The sequence below is a fragment of the Microcoleus sp. POL10_C6 genome (assembly GCF_036701585.1).
In the GTDB taxonomy this organism is placed as follows: Bacteria; Cyanobacteriota; Cyanobacteriia; order Cyanobacteriales; family Microcoleaceae; genus Microcoleus.
Map to the genome: position 1 here is coordinate 41,082 of NZ_JAUBRB010000028.1, position 22,680 is coordinate 63,761.

The following is a 22,680-nucleotide window of genomic DNA, read 5'->3' on the forward strand; positions in this document are numbered from 1 at the left end:
GAGCAATAAGCGAGTGAATCACAAGCTGGCAAAAATTATCGGGTTATTTTTCGCAGCCGCCACCCTCTTTGGATTCGTCGGTTACGCGCTGCAAAATCCCAACTTCGCCAGCAACTCAGCGATATCGATCGGCTTCCCCAATCTTACCACCCTGGCCGCCGGGGCGATCGACAATAAACGATCCCAAATCTATCTTAACGGAACTTGGCAATTTGTCCCCGCAGTTGGCAACCCCCAAACCCCCCCCGTCTCCCCAAATTGGGGTTCCATCTCGGTGCCGGGAGACTGGCAAAAAGAAAACAACGAATCCGTACCCGGAATCATCACTCGCGGCATCGGCAAAGATTGGGAAAGCTTCAACAGTAAACAACTATCAAAAGCTTGGTATCAGAGAAATATAGACATTCCCGGCGACTGGACAAACCGCCGAATTTTTCTCGACTTAGCCAGAGTCAGCACCGATGCAGTCATCTTTGTCAACGGCATTAACTGCGGTCAAATCCCCTGGCCCTACGGCACTATTGAAATTACCAAAGCAGCCAAACCAGGTCAAAACACCCTATCTATTTTAGTGGTGGCAGTATCCGATGAAAAGGAAAAAGCCGTCATCATGGGCCCCACAGAAATCTACACAGAAAAATCCAACTTGCAATCGCGGGGAATCATCGGCGAAGTAAGGCTTCTGAGCCTTCCCCCAGGCCCGCTAATTAGCGACGTATTCGTCCAAACTTCTACCAGAAAAAAGCAAGTTAAATTAGATGTAGAACTCAAAGACGTTGCCCAAAGCGGTCAAGTTAAATTAATCGCGGAAATGCTCGACGAAAAAGGCAAAGTACAACAAAAATTCACCGCAACTGCCAAGGTTCAAGCTAAACCAATTCAAACCGTCCAAGTTCAGTGGAATTGGCCAAATCCCCGTCTTTGGGATGTCGGGAAACCAAACCTTTACACCCTGCAATTAGAAGTAAAAGGCAGCGGCATAGACACGCAATACCACCAACCTTTTGGCTTCCGCGAATTTTGGATAGAAGGGCGCCAATTTTTCTTAAATGGAACTGAATTTCGGCTGCGACCAATCTTGCACTCGGATACTTGGCAAGGCGGGACATTAGAAGTGGCGGATAGCCTAATTGATGGCTACGTAAAAGCAGGTTTTAACATAACAGAAATGTGGCCTTGGAATCACGACGAACGGGGTAGATGGCACTTCCGAGAGTTATTTTCCGAAAGAGCAGACCTCAAAGGTTTTCCCATTATGGCTCCCGCTTTAGACATTAGTCCTATCGCTTGGAACGGCAAGTGGAAGAACCCCCTGTGGAAAAACCGCTGGAAAGACCGAATGGTGACAGAAATGCGCCGCTACCGCAATCATCCATCAATATTAATGTGGGCGACAAGTCCTAATTTTTTCGGCAACGCTGACGACCTAAATCCCCGTCGCATCGGCAAAAGCAAAGTAGAAGGAACTCTCAGTCCCTCGGACAACCAGCGTTTGCGGGTCAACACTCCGCTAGGAAATGACGCTATAGCTGCGATAAAATCGGCTGACCAAACCAGACCTGTGATGGTACACCAAGGCGCCAACTTCGGTGATGTTTATGCGCTGAATTCTTATTTAAATCTGATTCCCTTGCAAGAACGAGAAGAGTGGATTTCTGAGTGGAGCAAAACCGGGGAAAGGCCCTACATGGCAGTCGAGTTTGGGACTCCTCTGCACGCAACGATGATGCGGGCCCGCAAAGGTTTTGGTCAGGCAATTCTCAGCGAACCTTGGATGACTGAGTTTACGGCAATTTATTTTGGTAAGCAGGTTTACGAGTTGGAAACTGCCGCTTATAAATCTAAAATTCGCGAGCAGTTTGTCAGCGGTCAGGAGTATCAAAACTGGCATTTTAAAAAAGAGTTGGATTTTGCACCAGCTTTTCAAAAGTTGCAGCAGTTATTCAGTACAAATACTTGGCGGAGTTGGCGGACTTTTGGAATGTCTGGGGGGATGATTCCTTGGAATGACGGACATGGTTGGGAAGTTTCCGAAGCTGGCCGAAAAAAGGTGAATATTGGGGCATTTCAACCTGGTGGCAGGGGAGTTTATTTGAAGCAAGTCTCGAATAATCTTTTGAATTATTTGCAGCCCGAAGCTTACACTGTTCATCCTGGGGGCGAGGCAATTATGAAGAATAATAGCTCGACTTTGGCTTGGATTGCTGGTGCTAGCCCGGTTTTTACTGCGAAAGATCACAATTTGTTCGTGGGCGGAAAACTGGCAAAGCAAGTAGTGTTAATTAACGATACGCGGGCCGCGCAAGAATTTTCGTTTAAGTGGCGGGTTTTGGTGGGGGGGAAAAAAGTAAAAAAAGGCGAGCAAAAAGGGACAATAGAGTCGGCAGGCACGCTGTTTTTCCCAATAGACGTAAATTTGCCAAATACCATTTCGAGGAAGGCTGATGGCGAAATTCGCTTGACTGCACTGGTGGGCGACCGATCGCATTCTGATACATTTGCTTTCCGCGTTTTTCCGAATCAAGCCAAAAGCAAGGAGACGCTGACAATCTTCGATCCAGCGGGCAAAACCTCGGCTATGTTAAAACAGTTAGGTTATCAGCTTGTACCGTGGAATGGTTCGCAAGTTTCATCGCTATTAATTATCGGTAGGGAAGCGTTTTCGAGTGGGGAAAAATTGCCGGGAAATGTAGAAAATTTTGTCCGAAACGGCGGCAAAGCAATTGTGTTTCCTCAGCGCCGGGAATGGCTGCAAAATACGGGTTTCCGGGTTGCTGCCCACGTCAGTCGCCGCGCTTATCCAGTTGACAGCAACCACCCGGCAATTAGCGGTTTAGACAGTGAAGATTTGCGGGATTGGGCGGGGGAAAGCACGTTGGTTGAAGCTTATCCAAATACAATCCAAACTGGCCCTAATTTGAGTCCGGCAAATAAACCTTGGTACGGCTGGCGTTGGGGAAATCGTGGCGGTGTCAGTAGCGCTTCAATTGAGAAACCGCACCGCAGCAGTTGGCGCCCAATTTTGGAATCTGAGTTTGATTTAGCTTATTCGCCGCTGATGGAATTGGATTACGGAAAAGGGCGGTTGATTTTAAACGAGTTGGATTTGGAAGACCATTATTCTGTAGATGCTGGGGCGGCGCAGTTAGTGCAACAAATTGTGAGTTACGGGATAAATTCTCCGGTACTTGGAAAGCCGGATCAAGTGGTTTTAATTGGGGGAGATGAGGATGCCCAAAAATTGGACAGTTTGGGGGTAATTTATCAGCGCGCTAGTTCGCTTTCTAATGATGTTGGTTTGGTCATTGTGGGGAGAGAAGCGAATCTGAAAGATGCAGATTTGCGCGGTTATTTGAATGCTGGCGGGAAGGCGTTTTTCTTGCCGCGCCAAGTGCCTGCTGCGGGTTTGGGTGTGGGTTTGCAGCAAGCGCAGGATTTCGGGGGTTCGCTGGCGGTTCCGAGTTGGGATGAGGTGAAGGGGGTTAGCGCCTCAGATTTGCGATCGCGCTCTTTTTATGATACTTGGTTGATTAAGTCTGGGGGAGAAATCGGCGCTGACGGTTTGTTAAGTCGGGTACAAGTTGGCAAGGGTGTGGCGATTTTTTCTCAGATTGAACCGGACAGTTTGAATGCTGATACTAAGACTTATTTGCGTTTTACTCGCTGGCGGCAAACCAGGGCCAATGCTCAGATTTTGGCTAATTTAGGGGCGAGTTTTAAGGCGGATGGTTCTGTGTTTAACGGTTCGAGTCGGGAGTTTTATCACTGGGATTACAGAACGGATTTTGAGTATGGGGATGATCCTTATCGATATTATCGATGGTAGGTGTTACCACTCTATTTTTACCGGATAGTTGGCTAGTATCGAATCGCCACTCACCAGCACAGCGTTTTCTACAATCGCTTGAGAAATCAACAGCCGATCGAACGGATCTTTGTGATGGTTGGGTAGGCTATCCAAGGTGAAAAGATGAGTTAAATTAATAGGTAACAATTCTATATTATTAGTCTGTTGCTGACTTTCTATAAGTTCTGGTAAAGGCAGATTGAGACTCAGCTTCCCCAGTTGGATCTTGATTTGCATTTCCCAAATGCTGCCAATGCTTAAAAGCAAAATATTGTCTGGGTTTTGGCACAATGCCAAAGCCTGTGGTGAAAGCTTTTGGGGGGAACTATCCCACCAAATGAATGTATGAGTATCCAGCAGTAATTTCATAGATTCCCTGTCCAAAATTCGTCTGGTAACGGTTCATCAAAATCATCGCTTGTCCAGATTGCTCCTGCGTGCAATCCTGCTGTACGCTGCTTAGTTGGGGATGCGATCGGCGCTAAACGGACAAGGGGAATACCACCTTCTGTGAGAACAACCTCTATGCCTTTAAGTGCTAGAGATAATAACTCTTTTAAATTTGTCTGTGCTTCTTGCACGTCAACTGTTTTTGTCAGCATTGCAGTTATCCAAGCTAGGGATTAAAAGTGCGATCGAACAGAGGTTAGCAATTTCAAGCTTAAATTGCTGATTTTATTATACTGTTAAATATCACAGGTCAAAGTGTCGCCTGAAGCGGGGGTCTAGTTTGTCGGTTTTCTTTTGGTTGCAGGTGCCGCAGAGGGTTTGCAAGTTGCTGATGTCGTTGCTGCCGCCGCGCGCTAGGGGGATGATATGATCGATCGTCAGTTGGGTTTCTAGCTTGGTTTGGCCGCAGCTTTGGCACTGGTATTTATTGCGGGTGAATACGTATTTTCTGACTTCTGGGGGAATGGGAATTCTGGGGGTTTTAGACATGATGATTTTTAAGCGCAGATGAACGCGAATGAACGCGGATGTTTGATGGATTAGCTGGGTGAGTTTTCTTGATTGAGAAGTTGGCGGCGCAAATCATCGAGGGGGGATTCTGGTTGGCTAGTTTCTGATTCGTTGTTTTCTGGTGTTTCTTCGACTTCGGGTTTCTCTTGGCAAAATTCTATAGTGACATTGAGTTTGAGTCTAATCTTTCCTTTCTGCCAGCCCTGAGCACCCACTCTGAGAATTTCACAATCTATACCTTCACCAAACCATTTCTCATATAAATATCTTATGTTATGTAATTTACCACCATGAAAATTACCGTCACGACCTACATCAATAATTATTTTCTGTTCGCTTAAGGAATTAGTGAGTGTCTCTCCTAACCCATGTTCAGGAAAAACTCTATTTACTGTTTCCTTGAGTTTTTCTACTTTAAGCATTGCGTTACCAAAAGATAAAGCATCATCATTGCCGCAGTTGTGCAAATCAACTTTATTTTTCATATTCATTGCTAATTTATTTAAACTGTCATCCTAACTATTTTAGAGTAGTATCTCTCTTTTGGCAAGAATCCCGGCGAATAGAATTCGCCGCTATACAAACGATGCCCGCCTCCGCGCACTAAGAATGTCTTCAACCCGCGTCGGCGGGTTTTGTCTGTGTAGCCGCGATTTCCAATCGCCTGGTTTCCAATCGCCGGATTTCCAATCATTCAACATCCCCCGAAACGCTATCATTCTGTCCAATTACAGGCAACAAATGCTCGTGCAATTTCATCGCCTGCAAACAGCTATTAATCCCAGAAACCGCCCGATCGTACTCTTGAATCTTTTGCTCATTCTCAGCTTGCCGCCGCAGATTCCCAGCAATCTTTTCCTCCGCCTCCTGTGCCAAAGTTTGCTCCAAATAATCGCGGGCTTGACTGTATTTCTGCAAAATATCATCAGCTTGCTTTTGGGCCAGCGGCAACAAATGCTCTTTCAGGGTTTGGTTGACAGTTTGGCGGAAAGTTTGCCGAATAGTTCTAGATACTTTCGGCTCAAAATCCAGCCGCAATAATTGTCGAATTGCTGGTTGGGCGTCCACCATATTTTCGCAGTCGAAACCTTGAGAAGTTTGCTGCAATGTTTCCCGGAATTGATAAATTGAAAATGTGCCTTCGTCGTAAAAACGGGGACTTTCTCGCACGTAGCGATCGCACTCAACGCCCGCCGCATTTACCAAAGCATCAGAAACCCGCTTTGATAACTCCTCTAACTGCTGTTCAATTCCCCCGTCGTTCCCCAACAACCGATAAAGTAATCGATAGTATTCAGACTTGCGAACGCTATCTTTCAAATACTGGAAATAATTATCAACCAGTGACTTAGTAGCCTCTACTAAAATATCTTCCAACTGATTCGCTAAATAATAAAGCGCCTCAACTAAAACAGCAATTAAAGGTGCTGTCGCATTGCGGGGATGATTCCGCAAAGTGCGTCCGTAAGCCGCCTCAACAGAAAATCCATCTAACAATTCATCCAAGCGCCGGATCATCCGAGATTGCAATTGCCGAAAGTCTATATCGAAAATATCGCATCTGTTCATAATCATTTCATTGACTTCTTCGGCGATATGTTCCCGAAAATCCTGTCCGACTTGCTGCAATTCTTGATTTAGCCGCAAAAGTTCCTGTGCTTTCATCGCTTCAATTTCGCGGGGCTGGCTGTCCAAGTTCCGCTGAATTGTTTGATAATGTTTCCGCAGTTGAATGCACAAGTCTTCTAAGTCGTCAGCTAAATTTTTGAACAGTTGCGGGCGTTTTTCTTCGGTGAGGTAACGGGTGATGGCTGTGCGAAAATCTTCGATACCGCTATCTTGAATTAATTGAGCAATTAATGGTTGTCCTTGTTCTGCAAGAATCCGCACGTAATTTTCATTTGGCGTTTCGTAGCTGTTCACTGAAATGCGAAATTTGCTCGGAGATAGCTTGCCGGAATTCGCACAGTATCGGTTAAACTCGCTGACAAATTGCGGTGTTTCTTCACTAATACCGATAAATTCTGAATCTAATTTATCATCTACAGAAACTCGCCCTTGACTGCTGGCAAAGATTGTATTTAAACCAAAGCGATCGCGCCCTGTTGTCCCTCGAATCAAACTCCCGTAAAATCCCAACAATCCGCTAGTTTTGTAAACTCTCGCAGTATCCCGAAAGTCGGAATTAATCAGATTGTCTAAGCGCTGTCGCAGTTGCGTGTTGTACCAAGTTTCGTCAATGCGGTTGAAAATGTAAAACAGTCGATCGCGAATTCCCGGATTTCCCCGTGTTTTTTCCATCAGCTCGGTTTCTTCCGTCGTCATTTCCCCAGACGAAGCCGCTTTCAAAACGCAGACAACTGCCGAAGTATCCGGGCTTTCAATTTTATCATAAGTCAATTCTGCATCCCGCTGCACCGGCGCATCAATTCCCGGCGTATCGATAATAATATTGCCATCTTGCAGTAAGGGATGATAACAGTAATATTCAACTCGCTTGAGTACAGCACTGTTACTACCGCGACGGGCATAGCTAGCAGCTTCCTTGAGATTGGAAAAGTTAAACTGTTCCATCGAGTAGGTAGCGTTTTCGAGAGTTTGGATGCGAGCGCGATTTGCCTCAAAACCTTCTAACAGCAGCATCAAGGCCTTAGCTTTTTTGGCTAGTTCGGATTTATTTTCGCCGCCTTCCGTTTCAATAATTATGTTACATCCCTGAGACAACAGCGACACTACATCTGTTTGATTAATATTAAGTTCAGTAGCCAAACCTAATTGATGGCAAAGCACAGAAGCTTGCTGGCTAATCTCAAACTCGCTCAAAAAAGTGAGAACTACGCGCTCTTTTTCCGGCTCAGCAAAGGCGATATAACATTCCGTACCTGTCGCGTGTCCTTCAGCACTGTAGAGCAATTCCCGCTCCAGCAAAGCATTAATCAGCATCGATTTTCCCGCACTGAAAGCGCCAGCAAACACAATTTCAAACTCAGGAGAAATTGCCTTTTTCAGAGAAGCTTGTACCGCCGTGATATCTTGTTGTCGCAAAGACGATTCCTGACGCAGCAGTTGCACTAAAGAATCAACTTGCTCTTGCAGACTGGTGCATTGAGGGGGCATTTGAGTCATGGCGGCAGACTGCTCCTGATTGTGGGAAAATTACCTTATTGTTAATTCTCTGCTAGTTCAGGAATAATCACAACAGTAATTTTACTTATGGGAGCCAGGATTGCTGAAAGTGCGATCGGCTATTCTGGCGACAAATCCTATCGTTTACGGTTGTTTTGGAATGATTAAACCGCAGAGGCCGCAGAGGGCGCTGAGTTAGAGAAGAGAGAGAGGAATAAGAGGAATAATTGGTATACCCACGGATTTGATATCATCTATTTACAGCCAAGTGGCTAAATGTCATATGTCAGTAAAATTTAGCCAAGCATCTCCTAATTTTTCGTACAAAATTAGTAGTAAGGCGCGCATTATTGCGCCCCTACAGAATTAAACGAGCGCATTGCGTACTCTACATTAAACCGATAAATCCTGACGCGGTTTAAAAGACTCAACCTGCCGCAACTTTTCGTATAATTCCCGTTCCTCTTCAGTAATTTCTTTGGGAATTAACACCTGAATTTCTACCAATTGATCGCCCCGATCGCCATTTCCCGTCGGATAGCCCTTGTTAGCCAGCCGCAACCGCTTTCCAGACGTTACTCCCGGTGGCAATTTCATCTTTACCAAGCCGTCCAGCGTCGGTACTTCAATATCTCCGCCTAACACCGCTTCGCTGGGAGTCAGAGGCAATTCGCAGCAAATATCTGACATTTCCAATCGAAAAAATGGATGGGGAGAAACCGTGATTTTCAAATATAAATCTCCGCCGCCCATACCTTGATTTCGCAAGCGAATCCGCTGGCCTGATACCATAGCAGGAGGCAGATTCACCTCGATCGCTCGCCCATCTTCCAGACGAATTCGCTCGGTACCGCCCGAATAAGCCCTTTCCAAAGGCAGAGTTAGCCTGGCCTCGATGTCTCTTCTCGTTTCGCGCTCGACTGTTTCCCTAATTTCCCGTCGCATTTCGCGATCGGCTATATCCCTTCTGATTTCGCGATCGACTATCTCCCGTCGCATTTCGCGATCGACTGTTTCTCGTCGCATCTCGCGATCGTCTGTTTCTCGTCGCATTTCGCGATCGTCTGTTTCTCGTCGCGTTTCGCGATCGTCGAAATCCCTTCTAGGTGGGCGAGAATTAGCAACATAACTCGTTTTCTTAGAAGCCGTACTCCACGGTTCAGAGGAGGCGACTCCCGCTGCATCATTCGCTGTCGCCATCCTCACTTCCCGGCGCCTTCCGAGCACTTGGTCGAGAAATTTATTAAAATCAGAGTAATCACTAAAATCTACATCTTCTGTCGGTTTTTTGCGGGTAGTTTTACTGTTTCCCCAAGTTTTGAAATTGGGAAGTCGCACCCCTTGCTTTCCTTGAAATCCTTTTTGTTTCCAGAATTTACTAAACTGATCGTATTGAGCGCGCTTGTCAATATCGGAAAGAATATCATAAGCTTCATTAATATCCTTAAACCTATCTTCAGCAGATTTGTCCCCTGGATTTACGTCAGGGTGCAACTGTCTGGCTAGCCGTCGATAGGCTTTTTTTATCTCATCAGCCGTGGCCTCTTTGGGCACTCCCAAAATTAGATAGTAATTACGAAAATTCTGCATAATTAGTCATTAGTCATTAGTTATTAGTCATTAGTTATTAATTATTAGTCATTAGTCATTAGTCATGCTGCTTCCCTGCTTCAAACTAGGGACTAATGACTAGGGACTAATGACTAACCACTAATTACAGCCAATCGTCGTCATCATCCCAATCGTCGCTTTGATTTTGATAAGGGCGAGTGGGGCGATTAGCACTGCTTCTACGATCGCCCATACGATCGCCCATGCGATCGCCCATACGATCGCCCATGCGATCTCCCATGCGATCTCCCATGCGATCTCCCATGCGATCATAGGGGCGATCGGGAATTGGATCGACAGTCGATCGCCTGTACGGCTTAGCATTGGTATAATAGCTGCTGTCATCGCTGCGTCGCTTGGTACTGTCGCCTGTAAAAGTCCGCTTCACAGACTCAAAGAAATCATCATCATCGTCATCATCAGCAAAAGCTGAAACTTCTCGGCTCAAATCGTAAAGAGCATCTTGCAAATCCGAACCAACTTGGTCAACTCCCCGCTCATCATTGCGTTCCAAACTGTCTCGCAATTCCCGAATTAAAGTTTCAATTCGCTGGCGGCTTCTTTGAGCAAACTGCATTCCGCGATCGAGTGCAACTTCCCGCAACTGTCGCTCGGCTTGATAAGCTAAAGCTTCAGCGCGATTGCGTTTTTCCACCTTTTCGCGCTGCAACTTATCAGCTTGAGCAAACTGTTCCGCATCGCGAATCATTTGATTCACTTCCTGCTGAGTCAACGTCGAAGCACCTTGCACAGTAATGCTTTGTTCCCTGCCAGTAGTTTTGTCCAAAGCAGTCACCAACAGCATCCCGTTAGCATCAATATCAAAAGCTACTTGCACCTGCGGAATCCCTCGCGGTGCCGGCGGAATTCCAGTTAGTTTAAACCGTCCCAAAGACTTATTATCTCTGCCTAATTCCCGTTCCCCTTGGATTACGTGAATTTCTACCACAGTTTGGTTGTTTTCAGCAGTCGAAAAAATGTCCGATCGCCTGACGGGAATAGTAGTATTGCGAGGAATCAATTTTTTCATCACCCCGCCGATAGTTTCCAAACCCAGCGACAGCGGCGTCACATCCAACAGCAGCACATCGCGGACATCGCCACCCAAAATCCCCGCCTGAATTGCCGCACCCACCGCCACAACTTCATCGGGATTCACATTTTGATTGGGTTCTCGATCGATTAAACTGCGAACAACTTCCTGCACCAAAGGAATGCGAGTCGAACCGCCGACCAACACAACTTCATCAATGCGAGAAGGACTCAAACTTGCATCAGCCAAAGCTTGTTTGACTGGCCGCCGCAACCGCTGCACCAAATCTGTGCACAGCCCCTCAAATTGACCGCGAGTCAGCCGCGTCTCCAGATGCAAAGGCCCATCTTCATTCGCATCGATAAACGGCAAATTAATCTCGGTAACACCGACTCCCGACAGCTCAATCTTGGCTTTTTCAGCCGCTTCGATCAAGCGCTGCAAAGCTTGCCGGTTGCGACGCAAATCAATTCCTTCTTTTTCTAAGAATTGATCGGCCAACCAGTCAACAATTTTAGAGTCAAAATCATTGCCACCTAATTGAGTGTCGCCGCTAGTTGCTTTAACTTCAAATACGCCGTCTCCAACGTCTAAAATCGACACATCAAAAGTACCGCCGCCCAAATCAAACACTAAAATAGTTTGACTTTCTCGCCTCTCCAAACCATAAGCCAAAGAAGCCGCCGTCGGTTCATTTAAAATCCGTTTGACCTCAAGTCCGGCAATTCGTCCAGCATCCCGCGTCGCCTGTCGCTGCGAGTCGTTGAAATAAGCGGGAACAGTAATTACAGCCCCCGTTACCTCTTGTCCCAGATAGCGGCTGGCTTCATCAGCCAGTTTCCGCAACACCATCGCCGAAATTTCCTCTGGGGCAAAATCTTTTTTCAGGCGGGGACACTTGATTTTGATGTTCCCGTTTTCGTCGCGGCGAGTTGTGTAAGGGACGCGCTTTGATTCTGGAGTCAGTTCGGTATATTTGCGTCCGATGTACCGCTTGACGGCGTAAAAGGTGTTTTGCGGGTTGAGAACAGTCTGGCGTCGGGCCATCTGTCCAACCAGGCGTTCTCCTTCCTTTGTGAAAGCGACTACCGAGGGAGTTGTCCGCATCCCTTCTGCATTGGCAATCACAACCGGTTTGCCGCCTTCCATGACGGCTACTACTGAGTTTGTTGTTCCGAGGTCAATGCCAACTACTTTACCCATGCGTCTGTTGTCTCCTGTGGCGTTGTGTGTAACTTTTTCAATATAAGCGTTAAGTATGATTGCACTTATTGTACCGCGTCGAGAAGCGGGGGCTGCAGGGGGATTGCCTCACCTGCGGTTCAGGTTGCTGGGGTTGGCTGGGTGCGATCGATCCACTGGTGGATCGGCGAGATCCTGCGAGAAGTAGGAGTGTCAACTTGGAAAAGCAGTGTATGTTCATCTTTTGACAGCAAAAAAAATTTCAGAATAGATTAACTAATGCGTTTTGCTAAACTAAAAGCAGCTAGCAGGATTGTTGAGTAAACAGGAACATACAAATATGACTGTCAACTCTGTTCAAAATTCAGAATCCTCTCAAGAACACTCGATCGTTGACGTGCAACAGACAAGCTGCTGCATTGTCGGAGGTGGGCCTGCAGGTGCTGTTTTAGCCTTACTTTTAGCGAGGCAAAACATTCCAGTCATCCTGCTAGAACTACACAAAGATTTCGATCGAGAATTTCGCGGCGATACGCTGCATCCGTCTGTAATGGAAATTATGGAGCAATTGGGTTTAGCAGAAAAATTGCTGCAATTGCCCCATACAAAAATGCACAAACTCACCATCCAAGCTGCTGGGAATACCGCCACACTCGTAGATTTAGCCTGTCTTAAAACCAAGTATCCTTACATCACTATCCTTCCCCAAGTCAAGTTTCTCGAATTCATCACTGCCGAAGCGCAGCGCTACCCCAGTTTTCAGCTAGTAATGGGAGCTAATGCACAAGAAATGATCGTAGAAAATGGGGTTGTGTGCGGAATTCGATACCGGGGACGCGGGGGATATCATGCAGTGCGATCGACCCTCACAGTCGGTGCAGACGGTCGCTTTTCCCGCCTGCGCCAATTAGCAGGTTTTGAACCGATTAAAACTTCCCCGCCGATGGATGTCCTTTGGTTTCGTTTGCCGCGCAGGGCCGATGATGTCCAAGATTTTGGCGTGGGAGGTCGAGCGGTTGGAGGTCATTTATTAGTCATGATTGACCGCTTGGATTATTGGCAACTCGGTTACATTATTCTGAAAGGCAGCTATCAGAAATTGCGCGACTCAGGAATAGAAGCTTTGCAAAAATCTGTTGCTGAATTAGCACCAGAATTTGCGGATAGGGTCGAGCAACTGAAAGATTGGTCGCAAATTTCTTTCTTGTCGGTTGAATCGAGTCGCCTTCCCCGCTGGTATCGTCCCGGTTTGCTCTTAATTGGGGATGCCGCTCATGTCATGTCGCCTGTAGGCGGTGTGGGAATTAACTATGCTATTCAAGATGCTGTCGTCGCGGCTAATGTACTCAGCACCCCCCTGAAAAATAATCACTTGCATCTGTGGGATTTGGCAGAGGTGCAGCGACAGCGGGAGTTGCCCACACGCATTATTCAAGCATTTCAGTCGTTTGTACAGGAGCGAATTATTAAGGGGGCATTAGATACAAATCGACCGTTTACACCGCCACTTTTGTTGCAGTTACCAATTTTGCGAAATATTCCAGCGCGATTAATTGGTTTTGGATTAAACCGGGTTCGGGTGCGAAATCAATGAGATACACCAATCCTAAATATAGAGGTAGAATGACGCACGGGTGGTCAGAAATCGGGTTTTTTGACGAAAATCTTTCGCACTCACCCAGATATTCGGTAAAAAACCCGGTTTCTTTGGCATAGATGAGTAATTCCTGACCAGATTGAATTTCAGTACCAACTTAATGAGGCCAGAGTTATGCAAAGTATTAAAGTACGATCGCGCGTTGGTGCAGACAGAATTACTTGTTGAGAAATATTGTTTGCAGACTTAGAGGAAAACGATGATCGAACAACTGACCCCGCAACAAAAAGCCCTGATTCCAGTTTATCGAGAAAAATGGCGAAAAATTGCACTCTCTACTGAGCCGATCGAGCGCGAAGCAGCAGCAAAATCCGTAAGATTTGCCTATGCAGCCCTCGGCTATAAAGAGCCGCAGATAATAATCTGTGATAGCCCCCGTGCAGCTTTCGATCGCATCTTCATCCCAATTTTTGAAAGCTGCCAAAAATCTCCATCTGGAAGAAATATCAAACAGGAAATAACCGCAGTTTTAGGCCATGATCTGACATACAAAATGCTGAGTCAAATAGTGACCAGAAAAGAGGAGTTTTTTTTTCTCTGCTGAATACAGAGGTATATAGATTTCTAAGATACCAATTGGTAGACTATTTTAACCTGCTGCTGTGGTCAGCATTTGGCAGTTTAGAAAGCTGTATCAATTGTCGCAGGCAAATCACCGGAATTTATACATGGCACGAAAGATGGCGTAAATTCGATAGGTTTGCCAGACACCAACACAATGACATCAATAAATTTTTTTTTGCATCGATATCTCGCGGCGCGTTAAGTGATTTCTATATTTCAGTATTAAACGGCGATCGCGATCCAGTTAAATGGAGAGCATTTCAGTTGCTAGTTGCCAACTGTGGGTGGATTTATCCTTTTGAAAAGACTTGTATTGTGTGCGATCGCCCCCGCATCCTCTCCTTCGACAGTGAACACCGCCTCCACGCCGAAGGAGGGCCCGCCATTCAATTTGCTGACGGCTACAGCCTCTATGCTTATCACGGCGTCACCTTACCCGAAAAATACGGCAAAATCCATCCGAACGAATGGCGATCGGAATGGCTTTTAGAGGAAGAAAATACCGAATTAAAGAAATTCCTAATTCAAACAATTGGTGATAACTAAGATCTGGCATCAATAGTTATAATTTCAGTTAAAACTTCCATTGCTCTCCCTATCAAAAACACCTACGTAAATAAAACTATGAAATTTACCCTAGATGTAGAAAACAACCCCACAGGCTGGCCAGACCACACTCAGCTACCCGAATCAGACGGTACTTTTGTGAAAAGTTTCCAAGAACATCCCCAAAGCATTCTGTTAACAGATTCAATTACTCCCGTTTTGCAAAGAATCCACGCTGACGGTAACTATTGCATCGGTCAAGACAGCGGCATTTACTGGCGATTAACTGAGCCGCTAGAACGGGGTGCGGAAGCACCGGACTGGTTTTATGTGCCTAATGTTCCGCCAACAATTGACGGTCAATTGCGCCGTTCTTATGTGATGTGGCAAGAATTTGTAGCACCGTTAATTGTGTTAGAGTTTGTATTGGGCAATGGTGATGAAGAACGGGACAGAACGCCTTTATTGCGATCGGGTCAACAGGAAACTAAGCCGGGTAAATTCTGGATTTATGAAAATGTCATCCATCCGGCATTTTACGGAATTTATGAAGTAACAAAGGCTAGTGTTGAAGTCTATCACCTGATCGAAGATAGGTATCAATTAGTTGCTGCAAATGAGCGCGGTCATTATCCCATTGAACCGTTAGGAGTGGAATTGGGAATTTGGCAAGGAATGTATCAAAATGTGGAATTACCTTGGTTGCGCTGGTGGGATAGTGAAGGGAATCTGTTGTTATCTGGATCTGAAAGAGCAGAACAAGAGCGGCAAAGAGCCGATCGCGCCGCAGACCAATTAGAGCAATTGCGCGCTCAGTTGCGAGGGGCTGGAATTGAACCAGAATTGTGAATTGTCTGAAAATGCGATCGCCTCCATACCCACCGATCACACCTAAAAACTTTACAATGGCGATCGGGAACATCGATCGCTCCTATTGAAGCTAAAATCACACAACAACCCAAAATAAATCTATGGGACTCTTTGACAAGATTCGCGGCGAATTTGTCGATATCATCGAATGGTTGGATAATACCAGCGATACCATTGCCTATCGATTTGAGCGCCACCAAAACGAAATTAAACAAGGTGCTAAACTAACTGTACGGCCCGGACAAATAGCAGTCTTTGTCAGCGAAGGTCAAGTTGCCGATGTATTCGCTCCGGGAATGCACGAACTGTACACCCGCAACTTACCCGTTCTGAGTACCTTAAAAGGTTGGCCCTACGGTTTCAACTCTCCCTTTAAAGCAGAAGTCTACTTTTTTAACACCAAAATATTTACCAACCTGAGATGGGGAACCTCTAACCCTGTAATTATCCGCGATCCAGAACTCGGCCCAGTGAGAATGCGGGCTTTTGGCACATACAACATTAAAGTTTCCCATCCCGAACAACTCTTAAAACAACTAATCAGCACTGACGGACTATTTCAAGTAGATGAAATCAGCGAACAACTACGCAATACAATAGTCAGTGCCTTTGCCAATTGGGTTGGCAATTCCCGCGTTCCCCTGCTGGACTTTGCAGCAAACTACACGCAGATGGGTGAACAGGTACGAGTTGCCATAGAGCCAAGTATCCAGCAGTTTGGGTTAGAATTAACTCAGATATTAATTGAAAATATCTCGATGCCGCCTGAAGTTGAAGAAGCACTCGACAAACGAGCCTCTATCGGACTTCTGGGAAATATGCAGCAATATACCCAATATCAAGCTGCTAACGCCATAGAAGCATCAGCAAATAACCCCAGCGGCGGCAATCAAGCATTAGAATTGGGCATGGGAATGGCACTAGGTCAGCAAATGACCAATATGATGCAGCCGCCAGCATCGCAAACACCGCCGCCACCTCCTCCGCCAACACAACATCAGTGGTATATTGCCCAGAACGGTCAACAATCAGGCCCTTTTGGATTGGAGCAACTTTTGCAAAATGGTTTGACACATCAGGTAATGGTGTGGCGTGCGGGTTTTGACGGCTGGAAGTTAGCATCGCAAGTGCCGGAATTAGCATCTTTGTTGGCGACAGTACCGCCGCCTCCCCCGCCAGCAGCAGCCTAAATTTTTGTTTGCATATTTAGTTAATTGGTAATTGGTAATTAATCTGCTTTCCCGATTACCAATTACCAATTACATCACCAATAAACTATTATGAATACTTCTGAAACTGCTGTTAAACGTTTTCCCTGTCCTAGCTGCGGGGCTTATTTAGAGTTCAACCCCCAAGCAGGAAAGCTCAAGTGTGCTTACTGCGGCTGGGAAGATGCAATTCCCCAAACTGCTGAAGAGGTAAAGGAGAACTCTTACGAACAATATCTCCAAGTCGATCGCACGGCGCTGGCAACTTTATCAACAACAGCCGTTGAAGTAAAATGCAATGATTGCGGAGCAAGTGTTACTTTTGAACCGCCGAAAGTAGCGGGTAAATGTCCATTTTGTGCTTCTCCAATTGTGACGCAACCTGCAAAGGCTAGCCCTAGCGTGCATCCAGAGGGAATTGTTCCTTTTGAAGTTACTGATAAACAGGCCAGAGAAAGCATTCAGAAGTGGCTAAGCAACCGCTGGTTTGCTCCTTCTGCTTTGAAATCCCTAGCCCAACAGGAGCAAATTCAAGGCGTTTATTTGCCGTTTTGGACTTACGACACTTATACGGTGAGTTATTATCAAGGTTCTCGCGGAGAGCACTACTATGTGACTGAAACTTATACAGAAAAAAACTCCCAAGGCGAAACTGAAACTAAAACTCGCGAAGTGCAACATACTAGGTGGTGGCCTGCTTCTGGCAGAGTCGATCGCTCTTTTGATGATATTCTGATTCCCGCTACAAGTTCAGTCGATCGCCCGCGTCTGGATGCGTTAGAACCTTGGCATCTCAAGGAGTCGCTGCGCCCTTACAATTCATCTTATTTAGCTGGGTTTGAAGCACAGCGGTCGCAAGTTTCTCTCACTCAAGGATTTGAATCTGCTAAAAATGTCATGGCCTCTACTATTCACTTCGACGTTTGTAGGAATATTGGTGGCGACGAGCAGCGGGTTCACAGCATTTCTACTGATTACAATGCTATCACTTTTAAGCATATTTTGCTACCTGTGTGGCTGTGTGCCTATCGTTATCAAAACCAACGATATCAAGTAATGGTTAATGCTCGCACCGCTGAAGTTCAAGGCGAGCGTCCCTACAGTGTTTGGAAGATTACTGCTGCTGTGGTTAGCGGTGTCGTCCTTGCGGGTGTTATGTACCTCTTGTTTACTGGTAATTGGAAATATATCCGTGTTCCCGGTTTGCCTCAACCCCAACCCCAACCAACTTCCTTACCTGTACCCAGCCAAAAATTACCGCCAGCGCCTGTTCCCTCTACCGCACCTGTACCGAGCCAAAAATTACCGCCAGCGCCTGTTCCTTCTACCGCACCACCGAATAAAAAATTACCGCCAGCGCCTGTTCCCTCTTCACTGTAGCAATTCTGGATGGAGCAATCATCGGAGGCGGCGGAGGCATCGTCGTCGGTGGAGTAGTCGCGATCGATGTCAGTAAAATTAACTCAATTATTATTTGCTCCGAATCAATAAATTTAATGTAAATCTGCCTTAAGGAGTACACAACAGTGTTTGTACGTATATTTTTTAAAACACCTAAATTAAAGAGAAAAAAATCTCTTTAATTTAGGTGTTGCTTTAAGGATAGATTATGAGTACAGTCGATTTAATTGTACTGAGGATTTTAATTAAAACCAATAATATTTTTAGAAGAAATAGACTAAATACGAAGTATCGACATTTAAAAACACGTTCAAAAACTGCACCTTATAGCATATCAAAGATACAAAGAAAGCAAAATTTTGTATATGTATTGTATCAAAAATTTAAACAAATCTTTAATAATTAGTACAATAAACGAAGTTTTTATAACATAATTTGAGGATAAATTGTATGAATCAAAATCAAATTAAGTGGCTGGCCGCAGCTCTAATGCTAATAGACCACATCGGATTTATGCTTGAAGCAGAACCCATGCGTATCATCGGCCGCCTCAGTTTTCCGTTGTTTAGTTGGGTATTTGCTCAAAACTGGAAACGACCGGGGGACAAAAATCCTCTAATTACTCGACTGATATTATTTGGGGTACTTTCTCAAATACCTCATATGTTACTTTTTGGCAATTTACAGTTAAACATCATGTTTAGCTTTGCCGTAGCAGCACTAACTTTGAGCTACATCCGACGCTTCGATCGCAAAATTGCAGTTTTAAGCACAGGTCTAGTAACTGCTCAAATTTTAGGAGTGAGTTACGGCTGGTATGCAGTGGCTTGCCCGCTATTGATGATTAGGTGGAAAGGAGGAGGATCTCGCCTTTGGTGGTTCCGCTGGACTATAGCAAATATCGCATATGCAATTAGTTGCAAAAGCTGGATTCAAATTTTCGCCCTATTCACACCGCTAGTTCTGGCATACTACGATAGCTCTAAAGACAAAAAACCCACGGCTATAGAAAAAAGATTTTTCTATTATTTTTACCCACTACACCTTGGGGGGCTAGCGGCACTGCGAACAATTGTCTAAATAAGACTGCGGATTCTAATTAGTTCATTGTTGATTTTTTATTTAAGCGAAGTACAACCGCGTCTCTGAGCGATCGCCCCCAGAAGAGCGCGATCGCTTTCTAAACTGTATTGCCAACATTCAATTGACCGAGGCGCTTCAAAATACTCAGCACACTGTACAAATCATTCCCCGGATTGAACATAGAAAACCAGCGAGAAAAAGCGTACTGCGGTGTTTCCCGCTTAACTAACTTGACAAACATAAAACTAGAGCCATTCGTTAACAATCCGTAAGTAGGTCGATCGCTATTCAGATTAGCTAACATATAAGCTAGTAACTGCGGGATGCCTACCTCCAAAGAAAACGCCGCTTTCTTAGATTCAATAACTACTACCCACAACTCCTGAAACAAAGCCAAAACATCCAACTGTCCACTGACAATCATTCCTTCATCTTCGTCCACAATTTCTACAGATTTTTCGGAAGTAACATGAAAAGGAGCCAGATAAAAATCAGCTAAGTCCAAAAACGGAGACAGCACAACCATTTTGACTGTATTTTCTAGAAGTGGGGGACGTTTGAGCAAATTCCTGTAACTTGCTTTCACTCGGTCTAATCGTTGTTTTTCATAATCGCTGATTTCTGGCAAATCATCTTGCCACTCGCGAAAGAATTGGTCATCCTCAACCCACTCTATTTTGAAGTTGGTTTCCAAATCGTTCAGCGCGACATTTCTAGCTTGAATTGTTTGTACCATAAAATTAAGCAATTCATCCAAATCTGCTCTTGATTTATGATAGCAATAATTGCTAAATTTCCGTTAATTCCGTTTACTAGGACACTTAAGGTCAAACCCGCATTCCGGCAAGTCCGGCAAGTCCGCATTCCGGCAAGTCCGGCAAGGGTTTAAACCCCTGCCTCAAAGCAAAAGTCCTCTGAAAGAGGACTAATGTATTCTTCAGTCCTCTTTCAGAGGACTTGCGCTATGAGACAGGGAATTCATTCCCTGGCGGACTGTGGGACTGAGAGAGGGCTCGCCGCATCCACCTTCCCCATTTCCCAAAAAAATGTAACGAGTTGTAAAGTATAATTAAACCGAAGCGAACACAGAGGCCAAGTAGTATCAAATGCGAGTTGCGATCGCCGGAGCAGGCTTAGCAGGACTTTCCTGCGCTAAATATCTTACCGACGCGGGCCACACCCCCATCCTCCTAGAAAGTCGGGACGTACTCGGCGGCAAAGTAGCCGCCTGGAAAGATGCAGATGGCGACTGGTACGAAACCGGCCTCCACATCTTCTTCGGTGCATACCCGAATATGCTCCAACTCTTCAAAGAACTTGACATTGAAGACCGGCTGCAATGGAAAGAACACTCGATGATTTTCAATCAGCCGGAAACCCCCGGAACCTATTCCCGCTTTGACTTTCCCGACCTTCCGGCCCCCTTCAACGGCGTCGCAGCCATCTTGAGCAACAACGATATGCTCACCTGGCCCGAAAAAATCCGCTTCGGTATAGGTTTGATTCCGGCGATGCTTCAGGGTCAAAACTATGTCGAAGCAATGGACAAATACTCGTTTTCCGACTGGCTGAAAAAGCAAAACGTCCCCCCCAGAGTCGAAAAAGAAGTATTCATCGCCATGTCCAAGGCGCTCAACTTCATTGACCCCCACGAAATATCTGCAACCATACTGCTGACAGCCCTCAACCGCTTCTTGCAAGAGAAAAACGGCTCGAAAATGGCCTTTTTAGACGGTTCCCCCACAGAGAGGTTGTGTCAGCCGATGGTAGACTACATAACTGAGCGCGGCGGTGAAGTACGGCTGAATGCACCCATCGGCGAGTTTTTGCTCAACGATGACAACACGGTGCGCGGCTTCCAGATTCGGGGCGTAAAAGGGGCAGAGTCAGAAATTCTGACGGCCGATATTTACGTTTCCGCGATGCCGGTTGACCCGCTGAAGTTGATGATGCCGAAACCTTGGGGCGAAATGGATTATTTCAAACAGCTCGAAGGCTTGGAGGGAGTACCCGTCATTAATGTACACTTGTGGTTCGATCGCAAATTAACTGATATCGACCATTTGCTGTTCTCGCGATCGCCCCTGCTGAGCGTCTACGCCGACATGAGCAACACCTGCCGCGAATATGCCAACCCAGACAAATCAATGCTGGAACTGGTTTTAGCACCGGCAAAAGACTGGATAGGCAAGTCTGACGAAGATATCGTCGCAGCCACAATGGTCGAGTTAGAAAAACTCTTTCCCGATCAAATCCCAGAACCCGCCAAACTGCTCAAATATCACGTAGTCAAAACCCCACGTTCCGTCTACAAAGCCACTCCCGGACGCCAGCAGTGCCGTCCCACACAAACAACTCCCATTAGCAATTTCTATCTAACGGGGGATTATACGATGCAGCGTTATCTTGCGAGTATGGAAGGTGCCGTGCTTTCTGGTAAGCTGACAGCGCAGGCTATTTCAACGGCCAATAACCAATGAAAAATTAAGAATTTTTCATAAAGACGTAAAAAATCTCCCGTTTTCTAAACGGGGGAAAATCAGTTCTAATCTTTAAATTTCTTATTCTCGGATGCTGCAACTGTCAAAACTCCAGTGCATGAGAACTCTGGCCTCTGTTGATGACTCCTACGAACTGTGCCGCCAAGTCACGGCGAGTTATGCCAAAAATTTTTATTTAGGCACTCAACTCATGCCCGAAGCCAAGCGTCGGGCGATTTGGGCGATTTATGTCTGGTGCCGCCGCACCGACGAACTCGTAGACGGGCCGGGTTCTGATGCAACGACCCCTGAAACCCTCAATCTGTGGGAAAAACGCCTAGAATCTGTGTTTGCCGGCCATCCTCACGACGACTACGACGTAGCTTTGGTGGATACGCTGTCTCGTTTCCCGATCGACATTGGGCCGTTTCGAGAGATGATTGCGGGCCAGCAAATGGACTTGTACCGCAGCCGCTACGAAACTTTTGAAGAGCTCAATCTTTACTGTTATCGAGTAGCGGGTACTGTCGGACTGATGTCGATGTCTGTCATGGGTGTGGACGAGTCGAATCCGGCTGCTAACTGGAATTGGCACTGGGGCAATAAAATTCCCAAAGAAGAAGCCATCTCCCTCGGTATTGCCAAGCAGTTGACTAATATTCTGCGCGATGTCGGAGAAGACGCCCGCCGCGGCCGTATTTACATTCCCTTAGAAGACTTAGCCTTGTTTAACTACACCGAAGAAGATTTATTCAATGGTGTAATTGACAACCGCTGGCGGGAATTGATGCGGTTTCAAATTCAGCGAGCTCGCAAATTATACGCCAGCGCCGAACCGGGAATTAAAGTGCTCAGTCCCGATATCCGCTGGACAGTTTGGGCGGCTACAATGCTGTACAGCAGGATCTTAAATGCGATCGAACGCAATCAATATGATGTGTTTCAGAAGCGGGCTTATGTTACCAATTCTCAGAAACTGCTGTGTCTCCCCGCCGCTTGGATGAAGTCAAAAGTGCTTTAACCGCAGGCAATTTTGCTGGCGATTCGGCAACGGGTAAGGGGTATTTGTCAAGTTACAAATTATATGATGTCCAGCAAATTGCATATTAGGT

18 protein-coding genes are annotated in these 22,680 nt (G+C 45.9%); 10 read left to right on the top strand and 8 right to left on the bottom strand.

The window, feature by feature from the left end:
- The first annotated feature begins 13 nt into the window (after positions 1-13).
- On the top strand, positions 14-3,826 hold the full coding sequence (locus QUA34_RS17120; RefSeq protein WP_333388482.1) for a glycoside hydrolase family 2 TIM barrel-domain containing protein: 3,813 nt from the start codon (positions 14-16) through the stop codon (positions 3,824-3,826).
- 3 nt (positions 3,827-3,829) lie between these two features.
- Here the strand turns inward: QUA34_RS17120 and QUA34_RS17125 are convergent, their stop codons facing one another.
- From QUA34_RS17125 to dnaK, 7 genes are all read right to left on the bottom strand, one after another.
- Positions 3,830-4,216: a type II toxin-antitoxin system VapC family toxin gene (locus QUA34_RS17125; RefSeq protein ID WP_333388485.1), complete on the bottom strand. Its 387-nt coding sequence runs from the start codon at positions 4,214-4,216 to the stop codon at positions 3,830-3,832.
- A complete protein-coding gene (locus QUA34_RS17130) occupies positions 4,213-4,449 on the bottom strand; it encodes a type II toxin-antitoxin system Phd/YefM family antitoxin (protein ID WP_096829156.1) in 237 nt (78 codons plus the stop codon). Before QUA34_RS17130 ends, QUA34_RS17125 begins: the two co-directional genes overlap by 4 nt.
- A gap of 91 nt (positions 4,450-4,540) precedes the next feature.
- On the bottom strand, positions 4,541-4,786 hold the full coding sequence (locus QUA34_RS17135) for an HNH endonuclease (RefSeq protein WP_015179287.1): 246 nt from the start codon (positions 4,784-4,786) through the stop codon (positions 4,541-4,543).
- A gap of 50 nt (positions 4,787-4,836) precedes the next feature.
- Positions 4,837-5,292 carry a KGK domain-containing protein gene (locus QUA34_RS17140; protein ID WP_333249407.1) on the bottom strand — a complete coding sequence of 152 codons (456 nt, stop codon included), beginning with the start codon at positions 5,290-5,292 and terminating at the stop codon, positions 4,837-4,839.
- A gap of 205 nt (positions 5,293-5,497) precedes the next feature.
- On the bottom strand, positions 5,498-7,933 hold the full coding sequence (locus QUA34_RS17145; protein WP_333388488.1) for a dynamin-like GTPase family protein: 2,436 nt from the start codon (positions 7,931-7,933) through the stop codon (positions 5,498-5,500).
- A 393-nt stretch (positions 7,934-8,326) separates the two neighbouring features.
- A complete protein-coding gene (locus tag QUA34_RS17150) occupies positions 8,327-9,523 on the bottom strand; it encodes a DnaJ C-terminal domain-containing protein (RefSeq protein ID WP_333388491.1) in 1,197 nt (398 codons plus the stop codon).
- Positions 9,524-9,647: 124 nt separating this feature from the next.
- Complete coding sequence (dnaK, locus tag QUA34_RS17155) at positions 9,648-11,780, bottom strand: molecular chaperone DnaK (RefSeq protein WP_333388494.1); 2,133 nt, start codon at positions 11,778-11,780, stop codon at positions 9,648-9,650.
- Between the two features lie 319 nt (positions 11,781-12,099).
- Here dnaK and QUA34_RS17160 point away from each other — a divergent pair, with 319 nt between their 5' ends.
- From QUA34_RS17160 to QUA34_RS17190, 7 genes are all read left to right on the top strand, one after another.
- Positions 12,100-13,353: an FAD-dependent oxidoreductase gene (locus QUA34_RS17160; protein WP_333388497.1), complete on the top strand. Its 1,254-nt coding sequence runs from the start codon at positions 12,100-12,102 to the stop codon at positions 13,351-13,353.
- Positions 13,354-13,615: 262 nt separating this feature from the next.
- Positions 13,616-13,960 (top strand): hypothetical protein, encoded by a 345-nt coding sequence (locus tag QUA34_RS17165; protein WP_333388500.1) that lies wholly within the window; start codon positions 13,616-13,618, stop codon positions 13,958-13,960.
- Between the two features lie 32 nt (positions 13,961-13,992).
- On the top strand, positions 13,993-14,526 hold the full coding sequence (locus QUA34_RS30230; RefSeq protein ID WP_445242828.1) for a DUF6745 domain-containing protein: 534 nt from the start codon (positions 13,993-13,995) through the stop codon (positions 14,524-14,526).
- A gap of 78 nt (positions 14,527-14,604) precedes the next feature.
- A complete protein-coding gene (locus tag QUA34_RS17175; protein ID WP_333388502.1) occupies positions 14,605-15,375 on the top strand; it encodes a Uma2 family endonuclease in 771 nt (256 codons plus the stop codon).
- A 122-nt stretch (positions 15,376-15,497) separates the two neighbouring features.
- Complete coding sequence (locus QUA34_RS17180) at positions 15,498-16,586, top strand: SPFH domain-containing protein (protein WP_333388506.1); 1,089 nt, start codon at positions 15,498-15,500, stop codon at positions 16,584-16,586.
- A gap of 90 nt (positions 16,587-16,676) precedes the next feature.
- On the top strand, positions 16,677-17,984 hold the full coding sequence (locus QUA34_RS17185) for a hypothetical protein (protein ID WP_333388509.1): 1,308 nt from the start codon (positions 16,677-16,679) through the stop codon (positions 17,982-17,984).
- A gap of 471 nt (positions 17,985-18,455) precedes the next feature.
- Complete coding sequence (locus QUA34_RS17190; protein ID WP_333329935.1) at positions 18,456-19,085, top strand: TraX family protein; 630 nt, start codon at positions 18,456-18,458, stop codon at positions 19,083-19,085.
- Between the two features lie 100 nt (positions 19,086-19,185).
- Here QUA34_RS17190 and QUA34_RS17195 read toward each other — a convergent pair whose 3' ends face one another.
- Positions 19,186-19,824, bottom strand: coding sequence for a restriction endonuclease subunit R (locus QUA34_RS17195; protein ID WP_333388512.1), 639 nt, complete (start codon positions 19,822-19,824; stop codon positions 19,186-19,188).
- Between the two features lie 370 nt (positions 19,825-20,194).
- Between QUA34_RS17195 and pds the strand changes: the two genes are divergently transcribed.
- Together pds and crtB are read left to right on the top strand one after the other, a co-directional pair.
- On the top strand, positions 20,195-21,568 hold the full coding sequence (pds, locus tag QUA34_RS17200; protein ID WP_333154319.1) for a 15-cis-phytoene desaturase: 1,374 nt from the start codon (positions 20,195-20,197) through the stop codon (positions 21,566-21,568).
- Between the two features lie 91 nt (positions 21,569-21,659).
- Positions 21,660-22,589 carry a 15-cis-phytoene synthase CrtB gene (gene crtB / locus QUA34_RS17205; protein ID WP_333083196.1) on the top strand — a complete coding sequence of 310 codons (930 nt, stop codon included), beginning with the start codon at positions 21,660-21,662 and terminating at the stop codon, positions 22,587-22,589.
- The last annotated feature ends 91 nt before the right edge of the window (positions 22,590-22,680 follow it).